Here is a 15,380-nt window from a genome sequence, read left to right as displayed (position 1 = left end):
GGCTTCGGCCCGCTTTTTTGTTGGGCGAAGTACGGTGCACAGCGTTTGTTTGAGGGGTTGTTGTGCATGCATAAGGGAGTGCGTACATGTGCGCACGCGGCAAAGCCCAGCGCATATCGCTTTGGTTGGATCTGTTCGAATGGACGGAATCGTTTCTCCGAAACCGTCTGACCAATGCCGTGGCTTCTCCCGCCGGGAGACGTGCCCACTGGACGGATTGCGGCGCGTGGAAGGCAGCAGGATCGCTGCGCTCATCCCTTCAACCTCAACCACCACTGGTGGCAGAGGATTGCGCCTCGCATCAGTTCGATCAGCGAACCGGCGGTTCCATCCGCGAAAAAGCTGCTTCTGACTCTCGTTGGGAGAACGTGCTCCGCGCGCACATGAGGGCGCAAAGTAATCAAGGGGCAGGGCGCCGCGCCTAAAGAAAGTGACAGCCAGCTGCTGGGAGGTCAGTGCAGCACAGCTGACACTCGAAGGGCAGCGCTTCGCGTACGAGGCTTTGCTCGTACCCGCGCGCTTGAGGGAGGGGGGAGAGGCGGCTCAACTTTTTAGTTCGATGCCGAATCGGATCCATAGCCGGATCTGTATCGCTAACGCGACAAGCCGAAGTGCCCCCTGTCTATGTCAGAAAGCCTGTCTATGTCAGGAAGCACAGCACAACGCAGATTCTTCCGCCTTACCTCACTCCGTCTGCGGCTGTGCAGAAGCAGGCTGCCCTTCCGGACGCGGCGGCACCACGCGCGGGAAGCCTGGCGGCATTGGCTGGGTTGCCGGTGGCGCAGTAGGCGCGGGTAATGGTTCGGTCGGCGGCGGTGCGGTCACTGCTGCGTCGGGGCGCAGCTTCAACAGCGCGGCCCAGTCGCGGCGGTTGAAGTCGCACAACTCCTCGTGTGCCGGTGTGCACTCGCGCGCCGCGCCCAGGCTGTCCTCGTTTTCGCTCTCGCCCTGGCTGGCGTCGGTCTGCGGCGTGGGCAGTACCACGCGGCCGGCGCGATCCAGCGGCATCTTGCGCATCATCACGGTGTTGAAGACGTTGCCGCCGATCAGGTAGAGCGTGCGATCGCCCCCGACATTGGCCGCCACCACCACGTCGCAATGCGACTTCCATGGCATCGGCGCGCTGCCGCCCAGTGCGGCCCGCAAGCCGGCATAGCCGAGCGAAACATCGCGCCCGCGCAGCAGGCATAGCATGTCGCCAGGTGCGGGTTTTTCCACGGCCGGGTCGGTGAACTGGTATGGGCCGGTAGCCCCGTCGTGATAGGCGCTACGGATGTAGTCCAGGTGACGCGCGGAGCGGCGGAAGCCACTGACGCCGGCCTGCGTCATCACCCACGAAATGAAGGCGGCCGACCATGGGTTGTCGACCAGGAACGCGCGGCAATCACTGGCGGTGTAGCGGCTTCCGTCGAGGGCGGCACAGCTGGACGCGCCCGCGCTGCCCCCCATCGAGGCGAGCGTGCCGCTATCGCGCCAGTAACCGGCGACACGTTGCCAGGCGATCATGCCGTCGTCGGCGAGTGAGGCGGACTCTGCCTCGGTCACGCCCAGGCTGGCGAGCTTGCCTTTGCTGTCGATAAAAGGGCGCTGCCACAGCCGGTGCTCGTTGCAGGCGCTGCGCACGATGGCGATGGCGGCCGGGCTGGTGCCGAAGCGCGGAGGGATATCACACACTTCCGCTGCGGCGGCCGTGCCGCCCCAGCCTGCCAGCAGCAGGCAGATCCATGGCCAAGGTTTTGCAGTCATTACCGATTCCGCAGAGAACACTGCGCGCAGGCTGACAGAGCTGCCTGCGGACAGGCGTGAAATCAGTAAGGCGCTGGCCCCAGTTTGAGCGACAGATCCACCGCCTGCACATGCTTGGTCAGGCCGCCAATGGAAATGCAATCCACGCCGTCCTGCGCAATGGCGCGAATGCCGGCCAGATCCACACTGCCGGAGACTTCCAGCGGGATGCGTTGTGCTGGCGGCAAGGCGGCCACGATCTGCACGGCGGCGCGCCGCATTGCCGGGTCGAAATCATCGATGAGGATGCGTGTGCACCCAACAAGCAGTGCCTCGTGCAGCTGCTCCAGCGTTTCCACCTCAACCACCAGCGGCAACTGTGGTTGCTGCGCACGTGCGGCGTGCACGGCGGCGCTCAGCGAGCCCGCCGCGCGGATGTGATTTTCTTTCAGCATCACGGTGTCGAACAGGCCGATGCGGTGGTTGTCGCCGCCGCCGCAGCGCACAGCGTATTTCTGTGCGGCGCGCAGGCCGGGCAGGGTCTTGCGGGTGTCCAGGATTCGTGCGCCGGTGCCGGCCACCGCTGCGACGTAGGCCGCGGTGGTGGTGGCCGTGGCAGAAAGTGTCTGCAGGAAGTTGAGCGAGGTGCGTTCGGCGCTGACCAGGCTGCGGCTGCGGCCGTGCAGGGTGGCCAGCACGGTGCCGGCGCCGACGCGGTCGCCTTCCTGGATACGCCATGCGATCTGCACCTGCGGATCCAGCGCGCGGTGCGTGGCGTCGAACCAAGGCCGCCCGGCGATCACCGCGTCCTGCTTGCACAGCAGATAGGCCGTGTCCGGCGCGTCGGGCAGCAGTGCGGCCGTGACATCGCCGCTGCCGATGTCTTCGGCCAGTGCGCGCGCCACGTCTGCCTGCACCAGCGCATCGGCTGGCGCGACAGGTGCGGTGGTGGTCATGGCCGAACTCACTTCTCGGGGAAGTCGGCGATCTGGCCGGGGTTGATGGCTTCTTCGGCCAGCAGCACCGGGATGCCATCGTCGACGCGGAAGATCTGCTTGCGGTCGCGGGTGATCAGGGCCTCGCGCAGCGGTTGGTCCTGCACGGCGCCGTCGACGCGTTGCAAGGTGCCGGCGGCGATGGCGCGGTTGAGTGCTTCCAGGCCCTTGCCATCGAGCAGCGAGAGCGGCTGGCGGGTGTCGGGGGAGCACAGCAGGTCGAGCAGTTTGCGATCCATCGAAGTCTTGTCTTGCGTGGAAGATGGCTAGAATACGTCTTTACCGCAGGGCAGGGCCATGACCTCCAACCACTCCGCGCCGCTGGTCGGCATCGTGATGGGTTCCCGTTCGGACTGGGACACCATGCAACACGCAGCTCAGAAGCTCGATGCACTGGGCGTGCCGTACGAGGTCAAGGTGGTCTCGGCACACCGCACACCGGATGTGTTGTTCACCTACGCCGAACAGGCAGGCGAGCGCGGCCTGCGCGCGATCATTGCCGGCGCCGGCGGTGCAGCGCATCTGCCCGGCATGCTGGCGGCCAAGACCGCAGTGCCGGTGCTGGGCGTGCCGGTGCAGTCCAAGGCGCTCAACGGCATGGATTCACTGCTGTCGATCGTGCAGATGCCGTCTGGTATTCCGGTGGCGACCTTCGCGATCGGCACTGCGGGCGCTGCCAATGCGGCCCTGTTTGCAGCGGCGATGCTGGCATCGGAGCAGCCGCAGATCGGTGAGGCATTGGCGCAGTTCCGCGCCAAGCAGACCGACGATGTGATGGCCAGCGACGACCCCCGCCAATGACCACGGTCGGCATCCTGGGCGGCGGCCAATTGGCGCGCATGCTGGTGTTGGCCGGTGCGCCGCTGGGGCTGCGGTTTGCCGTGTTCGATCCGGCAGCCGACGCCTGCGCAGGGCAGGTGGCGCCGTTGCAGGTGGGCGCATTCGACGACGCAGCCGCACTGGCTGGCTTCGCCGCGCAGGTGGACGTGCTCACCTTCGATTTCGAGAACGTACCGGCCGCCAGCGCGCAGCAGTTGGCGACGCAGGTGCCGGTGTTCCCCAACCCGGCCGCACTGGCCATCGCGCAAGACCGGCTCAGCGAAAAAACCTTATTCCGCGAATTGGGTATTCCGGTACCCGAATTTGCCGCCATCGATGACCGTGCCGGCCTGGATGCCGCATTGGCGCGCATCGGGGCGCCGTGCGTGCTCAAGACGCGACGCTTCGGCTACGACGGCAAGGGGCAGTTCCGGATCAAGACGTTTGCCGACGCCGATGCTGCGTGGGATGCCTTGGGTGCGCAGGCGGCCACGGTTGGCCTGATCGTGGAAGCCTTCGTGCCGTTCGAGCGCGAAGTCAGCGTGGTCGCTGTGCGTGGCCGCGATGGCGAGTTTTGTGCCTGGCCATTGACCGAAAACTGGCATGTGGATGGCGTGCTCTCGGCCAGCCTGGCGCCTGCCAGCGTAGACGCCGGGTTGCAAGAGGTGGCTGAAGCGCATGCGCGTGCGCTTGCCGAACGCCTGGACTATGTCGGCGTGTTTGCATTGGAGTTGTTCGTGCGCGACGGCACGCTACTGGCAAACGAAATGGCGCCGCGCGTGCACAACTCCGGGCACTGGACGATCGAAGGCGCAGAAACTTCGCAGTTCGAAAACCACGTGCGTGCCGTGCTGGGCTTGCCGCTCGGCAGCACTGCCATGCGTGGCCATGCCTGCATGCTGAACTGGCTGGGCGCCATGCCCGATGCAGCGGCCTTCCTGGCAGTGCCTGCTGGGCATTGGCACGATTACGGCAAGCAGGCGCGTGACGGGCGCAAGGTGGGGCATGCCACGGTGCGTGCGGATACGCCGGCGCTACTGGCGCAACTGCTGGGGGACGTTGGTCAAGCCCTGCAGCGTGATGCGCAGATGGCGCCGGTTGTGGCGCGGCTAGCGCCTTAGCGTGCGCGTGGCGCTGCAAGCGGGGCAGCGCCGCTAAGTGCTGAGTGGGTGTTTCAACTGCGTGCTGCGTCCTTGAAGCGTGAATGCAACTTCAAGGGCGCGCTGTGCATCAAACCAGAGCTAACGCGGTGGCATCGCCTGGCGCGTTGGTGCCCCAGGGCTGGTTGAGCGAGCAGCACGCGGCGCAAGACACGCCACTCCGGCGCTGCACTTCTCAGCATGCGCCAAAGCGCATCAGCGCAGACGGCTGGCCACAAAGTCCCAATTGATCAGTTTCCAGAAGGCATCCAGGTACTGCGCGCGGTCCTGCTGATGATCCAGGTAGTAGGCGTGTTCCCACAGATCGCAGGCGAGCAGTGCGGTGTCCGGGCCGGTCAGCGGCGTGGAGGCATTTGGAGTGGCCACGACGGCCAATCTGCCATCCGGGCGCTGCACCAGCCACACCCAGCCCGAACCCACCGTGCCGAGCGCGATGCAGTTGAATTCCTGTTTGAAATGCACGAAGTCGCCGAACGATGCCGCGATGCTGTCGGCCAGCCGGCCCATGGGTTCGCCGCCGCCGCGCGGGCGCAGGCACTGCCAATAGAAATTATGGTTCCACACTTGCGCGGCAAGCTGGAACAACGTGCCCTGCGCCTGCGCGATGATCTCTTCCAGCATCAGCTCGGCAAACTCGCTGCCTTCGATGCGCGCATTGAGCCGTTCGACCTCGCTGCGATGGCACACGCCATGGTGGGCGTCCACTGTCGCAGCCGACAGATGTGGCTCCAGGGCGGCGCGGGAGTAGGGCAGAGCAAGGTGTTCGATCGGCATGGTGTTCGGGGCAGCGAAGGGAGTCCGGCGAGAGGGCGCGTTGAAGGCTTACAATGCGCGCCTTTGCGGAAGTCTATCCGACCCGGCGGTCGGGCCTGCCGCTCCCAGTCAGGAGAGTTCAATGCCGGTGATGGAACGGATCCAGGCCGAAGTCGAGCAGCACCCGATCGTGCTGTTCATGAAAGGCACCCCGCAATTCCCGATGTGCGGTTTTTCCAGCCGCGCCGTGCAGGCCCTGGTGGCCGCAGGCGCCGACCAGTTGCGCACCGTCAACGTGCTCGAAGAACCTGAAATCCGCGCCAATCTGCCGCGGTATTCGAACTGGCCGACCTTCCCGCAGCTCTTCATCCACGGTGAGCTGATCGGTGGCTGCGACATCACCATGGAGCTGTTCGAAGCAGGCGAGCTCAAGCGTATCGTCAGTGAGGCCTACCAGCCGTGAGCACCACGCAGGCAGCCGCTGCGGCGGCGCTGGCCGGGCGGGTCGTACTGATCACCGGCGCCGCCGGCGGGTTGGGCGCCGCGGCCGCGCAGGCCTGCGCACAGGCGGGTGCCACGGTGGTGTTGCTGGGCCGCAAGCTGCGCCCGCTCGAGCGGGTCTATGACGCGCTGACCGGGCAGGGCGCAGCGCCATTGCTGTACCCGCTGGATCTGGCCGGCGCGACGCCGGACGACTACGCCGCGCTCGCACAGCGGCTGCAGTCCGAGTTGGGTGGGCTGAGTGGCGTACTGCATTGCGCTGCCGAGTTCGCCGGGCTTACGCCGGCTGAACTGGCCGCGCCTGCGGAGTTTGCACGCAGCATCCATGTCAACTTGACCGCACGTGCCTGGCTCACCCAGGCCTGCCTGCCGCTGCTGCGCCAGCAAGAGGATGCGGCGCTGGTGTTCGTCGTGGATGATCCCGCGCGTGTCGGCCAGGCCTACTGGGGCGCATACGGCGCTGCACAGCATGCGCAACGTGGCTTGATTGCCAGCCTGCACCATGAAACGGCCGCCGGTCCGGTCCGCGTCAGCGGGTTGCAGCCAGGGCCGATGCGCACCGCCTTGCGCGCACGTGCATTCACGCATCAGGAAGACAGCGACGCGCTGGATCCCGCGCGCTACGCCGGCGCCTGCGTCACCTTGTTGTCCATGGCGGGCGCCTCGCACCGCGGTGCGATCTGGAGCCCCCCCGCATGACCATTCTGTCGGCAGCGCTGCTGCTGTTCCTGATCCTCGACCCGCTCGGCAACATCCCGGTGTTTCTCAGCGTGCTCAAGCCGCTGCCGCCGAAGCGCCAACGCTTCGTGCTCGCGCGCGAGTTGCTGATCGCCCTGTTCGTGCTGATGGCGTTTCTGTGGGGCGGCAAGTACGCGCTGGAGTTGATGCATCTGCGGCAGGAATCGGTGGCGATCGCCGGCGGCATCGTGCTGTTCCTGATCGGCATCCGCATGATCTTCCCGCGCCCCGAAGGCCTGATGGGCGAGATTCCCGACGGCGAGCCCTTCATCGTGCCGCTGGCGATCCCACTGGTGGCCGGCCCGTCCGGCATGGCCGCAGTGATGCTGATGGGCAGCAACGAACCCACCCGGTTATGGGATTGGAGCCTGGCGTTAATGATTGCCTGGATCGGTGCATCCACCATCCTGGCCTCGGCCCCGCTGTTGTACAAACTGCTCGGTCATCGCGCATTGACCGCAATCGAGCGCCTGATGGGCATGTTGCTGGTCGCCATTTCGGTACAGATGTTCCTGGATGGCTTGGGCACGTATTTCAAGCTGCCGGTATCGATCTGAGATTTCGCCGCCGGCTGCTGGTGTTGATCTGGCTTCCGGTGGCCTAGCTGGCTTGACCCTGGCGCAGCTGCGCAAGGGGAGGGGTGGCCCCAAGCGATGACTTGGTTGCATGACGTTCGATGCCATTGCCGAGTCCGAGACGTCCATCTCACATCGCACGCGACTTTGCGCACCTTGGCGTTTCCGTCTTCACATGCGAAGTTCATGTTGCAGTGCGCGAAGTTTGTCACGCGGCCGTCACAATCAGGCCTTAGCGTGTTAATCTGTTGTTAACCGTTGCGGCAGCAACCAGCCGCGCGGCAAGGGACCCCAGATCATCGGCAGCCCACCCCCGGGAACGGTTGGGCTGACTGCGCCTTTTTGTCACTGCCCAACCTGTATCGAGGCTACCGAAATGACCCACCCCCGTTGTCTCCGCATGTCCAAGCTCACGCTTGGTCTCGTTGCTGCACTCGCCGCCGCCCCCGTGTTCGCACAGAGCACCTCCGCCGGCGTCGCTGGCCTGGTCACCAGCAGCGGCGGTCAGCCGGTGCCGAATGCCGAAGTCACGATCACCCACGTCGAATCGGGCACCGTCAGCCGCGCCACCACCGATGCCAGCGGACGCTACAACGCGCGCGGCCTGCGTGTGGGCGGCCCGTACACCATCACCATCACCAAGTCGGGTGAGGGCACCAAGACCGAAGAAGGCGTTTTCCTGAACTTGAATCAGGTCAACAGCGTGGATGCGGCTCTGGGTGGGGACGTGACCACGCTCGGTGCAGTGCAGGCCATTGGCGGCGACTACGGCTCGGCGCTGTTCAGCGCCAATAAGATGGGTACCGGCACCAACGTGACCCGCGAGCAGATCGAATCGCTGCCGTCGATTAACCGCAACTTGCAGGACTACGTGCGCCTGGATCCCCGCGTGGCGCAGACCGACAAGGCGCGCAACGAGATTTCGGTGGGCGGCCAGAACCCGCGCTTCAACCTGATCCGCGTCGACGGCATCAGCACCAACGATGCGTTCGGCCTCGAATCCAATGGTTTGCCGACGCCGCGTCAGCCGTTCTCGATGGACGTCATCGACGAAATCTCGGTTGATGTCGCCAATTACGACGTGACCATTACCGGCGCAACCGGTGGTGTGATCAATGCGGTCACCAAGTCCGGTACCAATGAATTCCATGGTTCGGTGTACGGCACCTATCGCGACAACGATTGGTCGGGCAAGAACCAGAACGATATCCGCCCTCAGCTGTTCGATGACGAGACCACCTATGGTTTGACCCTTGGTGGCCCGATCATTAAGGACAAGCTGTTCTTCTTCGCCAACTACGAAAAGTACAAGGGCAAGGGCGTGTTTACCGGAGCCTCTGGCTACGGTCCGATCGGTTCTGGCGAGAGCAATATCGTTCAGATCCCGCAGTCGGACATCGACCGTATCATCGACATTTCGCGCAATGTCTACGGCTTTGACCCCGGCACGCTCGCGCTGCCTGCGCTGGATTCGGAGTCGGAAGAAAAGGGCTTCAAGCTCGACTGGAATATCTCCGACAAGCACCGTGCCTCTTTCCGTTATGGCGAGAGCGAGCAGAGCACTGCCAACCTCAACGGGTTTGGCAACCAGGCGCTGTCGTTGAATTCGTTTCACTACGTGCGCGATTTCAGCCTCAAAACCTATACCGCGCAGTTGTTCAGTGATTGGACCGACACCTTCTCGACTGAAGCCAAGGTCTCGTACCGTGATTACTCGGCGGTGCGTACGGCCGCTTCGCAGTTGCCGGCCGTCGCTGTGCGTATCGGTAACAACACCGTCAACCTGGGCACCGAGCAGAGCACCCAGGCCAACGAGCTGCGTACCGAAACGTGGAATGCCTTCTTCGCGGGCACGTTGTTCTTGAATGACCACACCGTCAAGTTTGGCTTCGACTACGAAGATAACGATCTTTTCAATCTGTTCGGTCAGCGTGTATTCGGTTCTTATACCTTCAACTCGATTGCCGACTACGCGGCGAATCGCCCGCTGAACTATCGCTACTCGCGGTCCAATACCGGAAACATCGACGATGTCGCTGCGGACTGGGGCATGCGGAACGTCGGTGTGTTCCTGCAGGACACATGGGCCGTCAATAACAATCTGACCCTGACGTTTGGTGTGCGTTACGACGAGCCGATGGTCAAGAACAGCCCTGCCTACAATGCGGCGGCGTCAACGATCTTCGGCTTCCGTAATGACCAGACCATCGACGGTAATGGTCTGTTCGAGCCGCGCTTCGGCTTCAACTACACGTTCGACAGCGATCGTCCCACCCAGCTGCGTGGTGGCGTCGGCCTCTTCCAGGGCGCAGCGGCGACGGTATGGCTCTCGAACCCGTACTCGAACACTGGCTTGGCATACACGGATTACAACTTCTCCAGCCAGGCGTTGGTGAATTCCAACGGTATTCGCTTCACCCCTGACATCAATAACCAGCCAATCGGAAACGGGTCGGTGAATGGTGCAACGCAGTCTGTCGATTTCGTCGACAGCAAGCTGGGTCAGCCGTCGGTGTGGAAGGCCAACCTGGCGTTTGACACCGAGCTGCCCTGGTACGGCATCGTGGCGTCTGCGGAAGCAGTGGTGACTCAGGTCAACGAGGCGATCTACTACCAGCAGCTAAATCTGGGCAACACCACCCGAGTGGGCCAGGATGGTCGTAATCTTTACTGGAATACCCAGGGTCTGAATCCCGCTTGCTGGATGGCCGATGGTCGTAACCCGACAGGTACGGGCGCTCCAGCTGCGTGTGTGCGTGGCACCGGCTCCTTGGTCGATGCGCGCGGGTCGCGCAATCCGAACTACAACGACGCCATCATCGCGCGTCCAACTGACAAGGGTGGTAGCGAGAGCTTCACCGTCGGCCTGAACAAGCCCTTCAATGGCGGTGACTGGTCCTGGGGTCTGTATTACACCTATACCGATGCCGATGAAGTCAGTGGTCTCACCAGTTCAACCTCGGGCTCGCAGCTGGGCAACAACGCTGTTTTCCAGGCCAACGAAAACGTTGCATCGACCGCAGCGTATGAAATCAAGAACAGCATCCTGGGTACCTTGAATTGGAAGCATGCGTTCTTCGGCGACTACGAGACCAAGCTTGGCTTGATTTACCAGGGCCGCAATGGTCGTCCGTACAGCTATGCCTTCGACAACGATGCCAATGGCGATGGTCGCCTGAATGACTTGCTGTACATCCCGGCAGGTCGCGGCGATGTGTTGTTCGGTTCTGCTGGAGAAGAGCAGGCATTCTGGAACTACATTGAAGGCAATGAGTATCTGGCTGCCCGTCGTGGCCAGGTTGCCGAACGTAATGGCGCACGTAATTCTTGGATCAACCAGTTCGATCTGCATATCGAGCAGGAGATTCCTGGCTTCTTCAAGGGCAACAAGGCTTCTGTGTGGCTCGACGTCATGAATGTCGGCAACCTGCTCAACAAGAAGTGGGGCCAGGTCGAGGAGTATGGCTTCCCGGGTATGCGTGGTGTCGTGGAATACGGCGGCATTGATGCAGCCAGTGGCAAGTACGTGTATCGCTTCAATACGCCGGATCAGGCCACGGTGTATGACGATCGCGGCATCTCCCGCTGGGCCCTGCAGCTGGGCTTCCGCTACCAGTTCTAATCTGGCCAGCGTGTTGCATGTTGTAAAAACGGCCGGGTTCTCCCGGCCGTTTTCTTTTGGGCGGGTGAGTACGCTAAAGTCCTGCGCAGACGACAGGAGCAAGCTATGGAACTCAGCAGTACGGCAGCACGGGCGCTGCCGGTGGTGGATGCGCGGATCTATCCGCGTGGTGGCCTGGACGTGCTGTCCAAGGCAGAAGTGGCACGGTTGCGTGATGCATCCAGTGGCGGCATGCATGAGCTGTTGCGCCGGTGTGCGCTGGCGGTGCTGACCAGTGGTAGCGCATCCGACGACCCGCGTGCCGCGCGTGACCTGTACCCGGATTTCGACATCCAGGTGAATCAGCAGGATCGCGGCATCCGTATCGATCTGATCAACGCGCCGGCCATGGCCTTCGTGGATGGCGAGATCATCCGCGGCGTGGCCGAGCTGTTGTTCGCCGTGGTGCGCGACCTGGCCTACATGGCCATCGAGCTCGAAGCGCAGCGTGCGGACCTGGATACCAGCGAAGGCATCACCAATGCCGTGTTCGGCCAGCTGCGCAACGCCCGCATCCTGCAGCCGTCCGACCCGAATCTGGTCGTGTGCTGGGGTGGCCATTCGATCTCGCGCGACGAATATCTCTACACCAAACAGGTGGGCTACGAGCTCGGCCTGCGTGGCCTGGACATCTGCACCGGCTGCGGTCCGGGCGCGATGAAGGGCCCGATGAAGGGCGCCACCATCGCGCACGCCAAGCAGCGCAAGCACCACACGCGCTATATCGGCGTCACCGAGCCGGGCATCATCGCGGCCGAGTCACCGAACCCGATCGTGAATCACCTGGTGATCATGCCGGACATCGAAAAGCGCCTGGAGGCATTTGTCCGCATCGGTCACGGCATCCTGGTCTTCCCGGGTGGCGTCGGTACCGCCGAGGAAATCCTGTACCTGCTCGGCATCCTGCTGCGCGAGGAGAACGCCGACCTGCCGTTCCCGCTGATCCTGACCGGGCCGACCATTGCCGCGCCGTACTTCGCCCAGATCGACCGGTTTATCCGCCTGACCCTCGGTGAATCTGTCGCATCGCGCTACGAGATCATCGTCGGCGACCCGGTCGCGGTGGCGCGCCGCATGGCCGAAGGCATTCACGAGGTGCGCGCGCACCGCAAGGACCAGAAAGACTCGTACTACTTCAACTGGTCGGTGCACATCCCGCTTGAGTACCAGCAGCCGTTCGTGCCCAGCCATGAAGCCATGGCTGCGCTGGACCTGCACCACGGCCGCCCGGCGCCAGAGCTTGCGGCCGACCTGCGCCGGGCCTTCTCCGGCATCGTCGCCGGCAACGTCAAGGAAGACGGCATGCGCCGCATCGAGGAGTTCGGCCCGTTCGAGATCCACGGCGACCCGGACATCATGCAGGCCCTGGACGAACTGCTGCGCGGCTTCGTCGAACAACGCCGGATGAAGATCTCGGGGGATTACCGGCCTTGTTATCGGGTGGTGACTTGAGCTGATTGCTCGGCTTTCTTGGCACGGCGAGGTCAGCTCAAGGTTCCGCGCAATTGCCAAGATCAACTGCGGGCTGGCACGGGCGATGAGGTAGGCCGTTCACTAAGTGAAGCTTGGCTCCCAAAGAGGCGAGCCGTAGGGCAGGCCTCTGCCTAAGGGGCCCGCCTTCGCTTTTGTGATGACGTTCGTCGGTCGGTTCCTGCCGTTTGTCAGTGAACGGTTGCGACCGTACCGAACGTCTCCCACTCTACGTCCATCAACGCTGGGGAGCGTATAGATGAATGAATTGCGTGCCCGGGGTTTCACTCTTGTGGAACTTCTTGTCACGATCTCGGTAGTGACTGTTCTGGCAGTCATTGCGTTGCCGTCGTTTCAAGGCGTTATTCGCTCCAATCAGGCGGCCACAACCGCAAATGAGCTGGTCGCCTCGCTTGCGCTGGCCCGAAGCGAGGCGATTCGTAGCACCCGTGGTGGTGGTATTTGTGCGAGTTCGGATGGATCGACGTGTAGTGGCCAATGGTCCAATGGCTGGATCTCCTGGGCCGATGCCAACGCAAACGGCTCCTATGATTCAGGCGAGACGGTTTTACGCTACACCAAGGTCAATCCAAATATGACCGTCAATGCACCCGGCGTTACGGCTGTCGCGTTTGACTCCAGGGCGCGACGCGTTGCTGGCGCAGATCAAGCTATAACCCTGCGTCCGACGAAATGCCCAACTGGCCAACCGGTGGTACGAGTCTTGACCGTTACTATCACCGGCAACGTGCGTGTCGCAAAGAGCAACTGCCCATGATCAAGCGTAATAGACAAGAATTGTCCGCTCGCCAGGTATCGGGCTTCTCTCTTCTAGAGGTGTTGATTGCATTATTGATTCTTGGAGTTGGACTGTTGGGCTTTGCACTTCTGCAGACGACAAACGTGCGTTTTACGAAAAGTGCTCAGCAACGAACGATCGCCAGCAACCTCGCGTACGAAGTGATCGATTTGATGCGTTCGCAACGCAGCATGGTTGGTTACTACACTGCGATTACTTACGACAGCTTTGATGCCGTGACTGGAACCAATTGCGCAAGGCCGGTCGACAGCTCGCCTACCAAGGTGATGGAGCGCTGGAGATGCGATGTCGTAGAGGCGCTTCCGGACGGCAAGGCGCAGGTAAGCCTGCAAGCGAATGGAGAAGTCACTGTCACCGTGCGATGGGGTGACCAGCACTGGGAAACCGACGTCGCAAAGCAAGTAACTGCCCTTAGCGTAACGAGCCGCTTATGAAGAACAATGCAGGGCACCGGGTTGCTGCCGCGGCCGCAGGTCTTTCTCTGATCGAACTGATGATCGCGCTTCTGATCAGCTCCATTCTTCTGATCGGTGTGATTCAGGTATTTGCAGCATCGCGAACGGCGTATCAACTCTCCCAGGGCATCGCGCGTAATCAAGAAAACGGGCGTTTTGCCATGGACTTTCTGACGCGAGATATACGCATGGCCGGTCATGCCGGTTGCGTCAACGACCAGGTGTTGCTGAGTACAGATGCTAGCGGAAATCCAACCGGCGGCAATATTCGCTCGCTATTTCTTTCAGGTGACGACCGCGATAAAAATGCTGTCGCCAGCCTACCGTTTCCGTTGCGATTCGATGTGTCGATACAGGGATTCGAGGCGACCGGAACCGACCCAGGGAAAGCGTTGACCTTGCTCGCATCGCCAGCTGCGGGAAACGCTAGTGATTGGAGCCCAGCGCTACCCAGCCAACTGACGGCTCTTAGTCCGCTGAAGGGGAGCGATATCATTGTGCTGCGTACCTTCTCTCCGATAGAGGAAATGGTTACCGGATTTGCTCCTGCCAGCAACCCATCGATTTCGTACCCCGATGAGTCGGTTGCAGGTAATACAAAGGTCGCGACCGGAGGTGCGGGACTCTATGCGATCGCGGACTGCAAGGGTGCAACTGTCTTCCAAGCAAGTGCAGCGCCAACCGCCACCGGGATGAGTGTAGAGAAAAAAGGTTTGAACAAGACCGATCTTGCATTTCTCGGTAAATATGATGGCGCACTTGCATTTCGCCCCGGTAACGCGTCCCTTTTTCGCGCCGAGTCGGTTGCCTATTATGTTGCACTGAATGCTCAGACCAATACGCCTTCGCTCTATCGTGCAAGGTGGACTTCCGCACCAGGAGCGAACGGCCTGACTACAACATCCGAAGAAATGGTTGAAGGCGTGGAATTGCTGCAGCTGGCTTACGGCGAAGACAGCGCGCCTTTGACCGGGCCGCCGACTGGTTACATCAGCAACACGAACACGGCGGATATCCTGGGCGGAATTGAGAATGCGTCGCGCTGGCGCCGAGTAGGCGCTGTGCAAGTTGGCCTGCTCGTACGAGGGGCAAGTTCCGAAACCGCAGCCACCCAGCAGGCCGTGGCAAAGCCTTCGGTGCTTGCTGTGACCGTCACGCCTCCCTCGGATGGTCAATATCGATCCGTGTATGAGGCGACCGTGGCGCTTCGCAACAGACTATTCGGTAACTAGTGATGAAGAATCCTTCTCTCGAAAACGTTGCTGCTCAGCGGGGCGCCGTGCTTTACGTCGCGCTGATCATGCTGATTCTGTTGGCATTGATTGGGATTGTCGGCATGCAGGTCGCAACGATGCAGGAACGGATGTCATCCAATTATATGGCCGCCAATGCTGCTTTTCAGCAAGCTGAGTTACGCGTGAGAGAAAGAGAGGCGACAATCAATAGCGGCCTCGAGTACGACTATGAGAATTGTCAGGTTCCTTATGATCCTACGGCGTGGGCGCAAGGCGTGGGAGATGACGTCGTTTCGGTCGTGCGGACGCGCAACATCAGTATCTGCACTCAACAGTGCAGTGCTGGCAGCGGTGTAGATCAATCCGAAAGTAGCTGCAACATGTTCAGAACCACTGTATTTAGCCGGGATCGTGACTCGGCGGAAGCCTCCTCGTCACTGTCTGCTGTCGACACGATCTTCGTTAGGCCTTGA

Annotated in this window: 15 protein-coding genes; 11 read left to right on the top strand and 4 right to left on the bottom strand. The window is 62.0% G+C overall.

The genetic code is table 11. The features are described from left to right. Positions 1-684: 684 nt before the first annotated feature. From ACCQ01_RS14115 to ACCQ01_RS14105, 3 genes are all read right to left on the bottom strand, one after another. A complete protein-coding gene (locus tag ACCQ01_RS14115) occupies positions 685-1,746 on the bottom strand; it encodes a DUF2272 domain-containing protein (protein ID WP_228431800.1) in 1,062 nt (353 codons plus the stop codon). A 62-nt stretch (positions 1,747-1,808) separates the two neighbouring features. Next, on the bottom strand, positions 1,809-2,681 hold the full coding sequence (nadC, locus tag ACCQ01_RS14110) for a carboxylating nicotinate-nucleotide diphosphorylase (RefSeq protein WP_228431801.1): 873 nt from the start codon (positions 2,679-2,681) through the stop codon (positions 1,809-1,811). An 8-nt stretch (positions 2,682-2,689) separates the two neighbouring features. Then, entirely contained in the window at positions 2,690-2,959 is a 270-nt protein-coding gene (locus ACCQ01_RS14105; protein ID WP_228431802.1) for a Trm112 family protein, read from the bottom strand. 58 nt (positions 2,960-3,017) lie between these two features. On the opposite strand from ACCQ01_RS14105, the gene purE reads away from it, so the two are divergent. Then, the gene (gene purE, locus ACCQ01_RS14100; protein WP_228431803.1) at positions 3,018-3,521 is read left to right on the top strand and encodes a 5-(carboxyamino)imidazole ribonucleotide mutase; all 504 of its coding nucleotides are present in this window, start codon (positions 3,018-3,020) and stop codon (positions 3,519-3,521) included. Then, positions 3,518-4,660 carry a 5-(carboxyamino)imidazole ribonucleotide synthase gene (locus ACCQ01_RS14095; protein WP_228431804.1) on the top strand — a complete coding sequence of 381 codons (1,143 nt, stop codon included), beginning with the start codon at positions 3,518-3,520 and terminating at the stop codon, positions 4,658-4,660. Before purE ends, ACCQ01_RS14095 begins: the two co-directional genes overlap by 4 nt. A gap of 234 nt (positions 4,661-4,894) precedes the next feature. Here ACCQ01_RS14095 and ACCQ01_RS14090 read toward each other — a convergent pair whose 3' ends face one another. Then, positions 4,895-5,473 carry a superoxide dismutase gene (locus ACCQ01_RS14090; RefSeq protein WP_228431805.1) on the bottom strand — a complete coding sequence of 193 codons (579 nt, stop codon included), beginning with the start codon at positions 5,471-5,473 and terminating at the stop codon, positions 4,895-4,897. Positions 5,474-5,594: 121 nt separating this feature from the next. On the opposite strand from ACCQ01_RS14090, the gene grxD reads away from it, so the two are divergent. The 9 genes from grxD to ACCQ01_RS14045 all read left to right on the top strand — a co-directional run bounded on the left by grxD (position 5,595) and on the right by ACCQ01_RS14045 (position 15,380). Further along, positions 5,595-5,915 carry a Grx4 family monothiol glutaredoxin gene (gene grxD, locus ACCQ01_RS14085; protein ID WP_011037633.1) on the top strand — a complete coding sequence of 107 codons (321 nt, stop codon included), beginning with the start codon at positions 5,595-5,597 and terminating at the stop codon, positions 5,913-5,915. Then, entirely contained in the window at positions 5,912-6,652 is a 741-nt protein-coding gene (locus ACCQ01_RS14080; protein ID WP_228431806.1) for an SDR family NAD(P)-dependent oxidoreductase, read from the top strand. The genes grxD and ACCQ01_RS14080 overlap by 4 nt, the downstream gene beginning before the upstream one ends. Next, a complete protein-coding gene (locus tag ACCQ01_RS14075) occupies positions 6,649-7,248 on the top strand; it encodes a YhgN family NAAT transporter (RefSeq protein ID WP_006450537.1) in 600 nt (199 codons plus the stop codon). Before ACCQ01_RS14080 ends, ACCQ01_RS14075 begins: the two co-directional genes overlap by 4 nt. Before the next feature lie 394 nt (positions 7,249-7,642). Continuing rightward, the gene (locus ACCQ01_RS14070; RefSeq protein ID WP_228431807.1) at positions 7,643-10,888 is read left to right on the top strand and encodes a TonB-dependent receptor; all 3,246 of its coding nucleotides are present in this window, start codon (positions 7,643-7,645) and stop codon (positions 10,886-10,888) included. Between the two features lie 105 nt (positions 10,889-10,993). After that, on the top strand, positions 10,994-12,379 hold the full coding sequence (gene ppnN / locus ACCQ01_RS14065; RefSeq protein ID WP_040941054.1) for a nucleotide 5'-monophosphate nucleosidase PpnN: 1,386 nt from the start codon (positions 10,994-10,996) through the stop codon (positions 12,377-12,379). 277 nt (positions 12,380-12,656) lie between these two features. Next, complete coding sequence (locus ACCQ01_RS14060) at positions 12,657-13,175, top strand: GspH/FimT family pseudopilin (RefSeq protein ID WP_228431808.1); 519 nt, start codon at positions 12,657-12,659, stop codon at positions 13,173-13,175. Further along, complete coding sequence (gene pilV, locus ACCQ01_RS14055) at positions 13,172-13,651, top strand: type IV pilus modification protein PilV (protein WP_228431809.1); 480 nt, start codon at positions 13,172-13,174, stop codon at positions 13,649-13,651. The genes ACCQ01_RS14060 and pilV overlap by 4 nt, the downstream gene beginning before the upstream one ends. Next, entirely contained in the window at positions 13,648-14,904 is a 1,257-nt protein-coding gene (locus ACCQ01_RS14050) for a PilW family protein (RefSeq protein WP_228431810.1), read from the top strand. Before pilV ends, ACCQ01_RS14050 begins: the two co-directional genes overlap by 4 nt. A gap of 2 nt (positions 14,905-14,906) precedes the next feature. After that, positions 14,907-15,380, top strand: coding sequence for a pilus assembly PilX family protein (locus tag ACCQ01_RS14045; protein ID WP_228431811.1), 474 nt, complete (start codon positions 14,907-14,909; stop codon positions 15,378-15,380).

It is taken from the genome of Xanthomonas sp. NCPPB 4037 (assembly GCF_041475695.2).
Taxonomy (GTDB): Bacteria; Pseudomonadota; Gammaproteobacteria; order Xanthomonadales; family Xanthomonadaceae; genus Xanthomonas; species Xanthomonas campestris.
The sequence above is the reverse complement of the archived record's forward strand: the minus strand, read 5'-3'. Positions and strand labels throughout refer to the sequence as shown.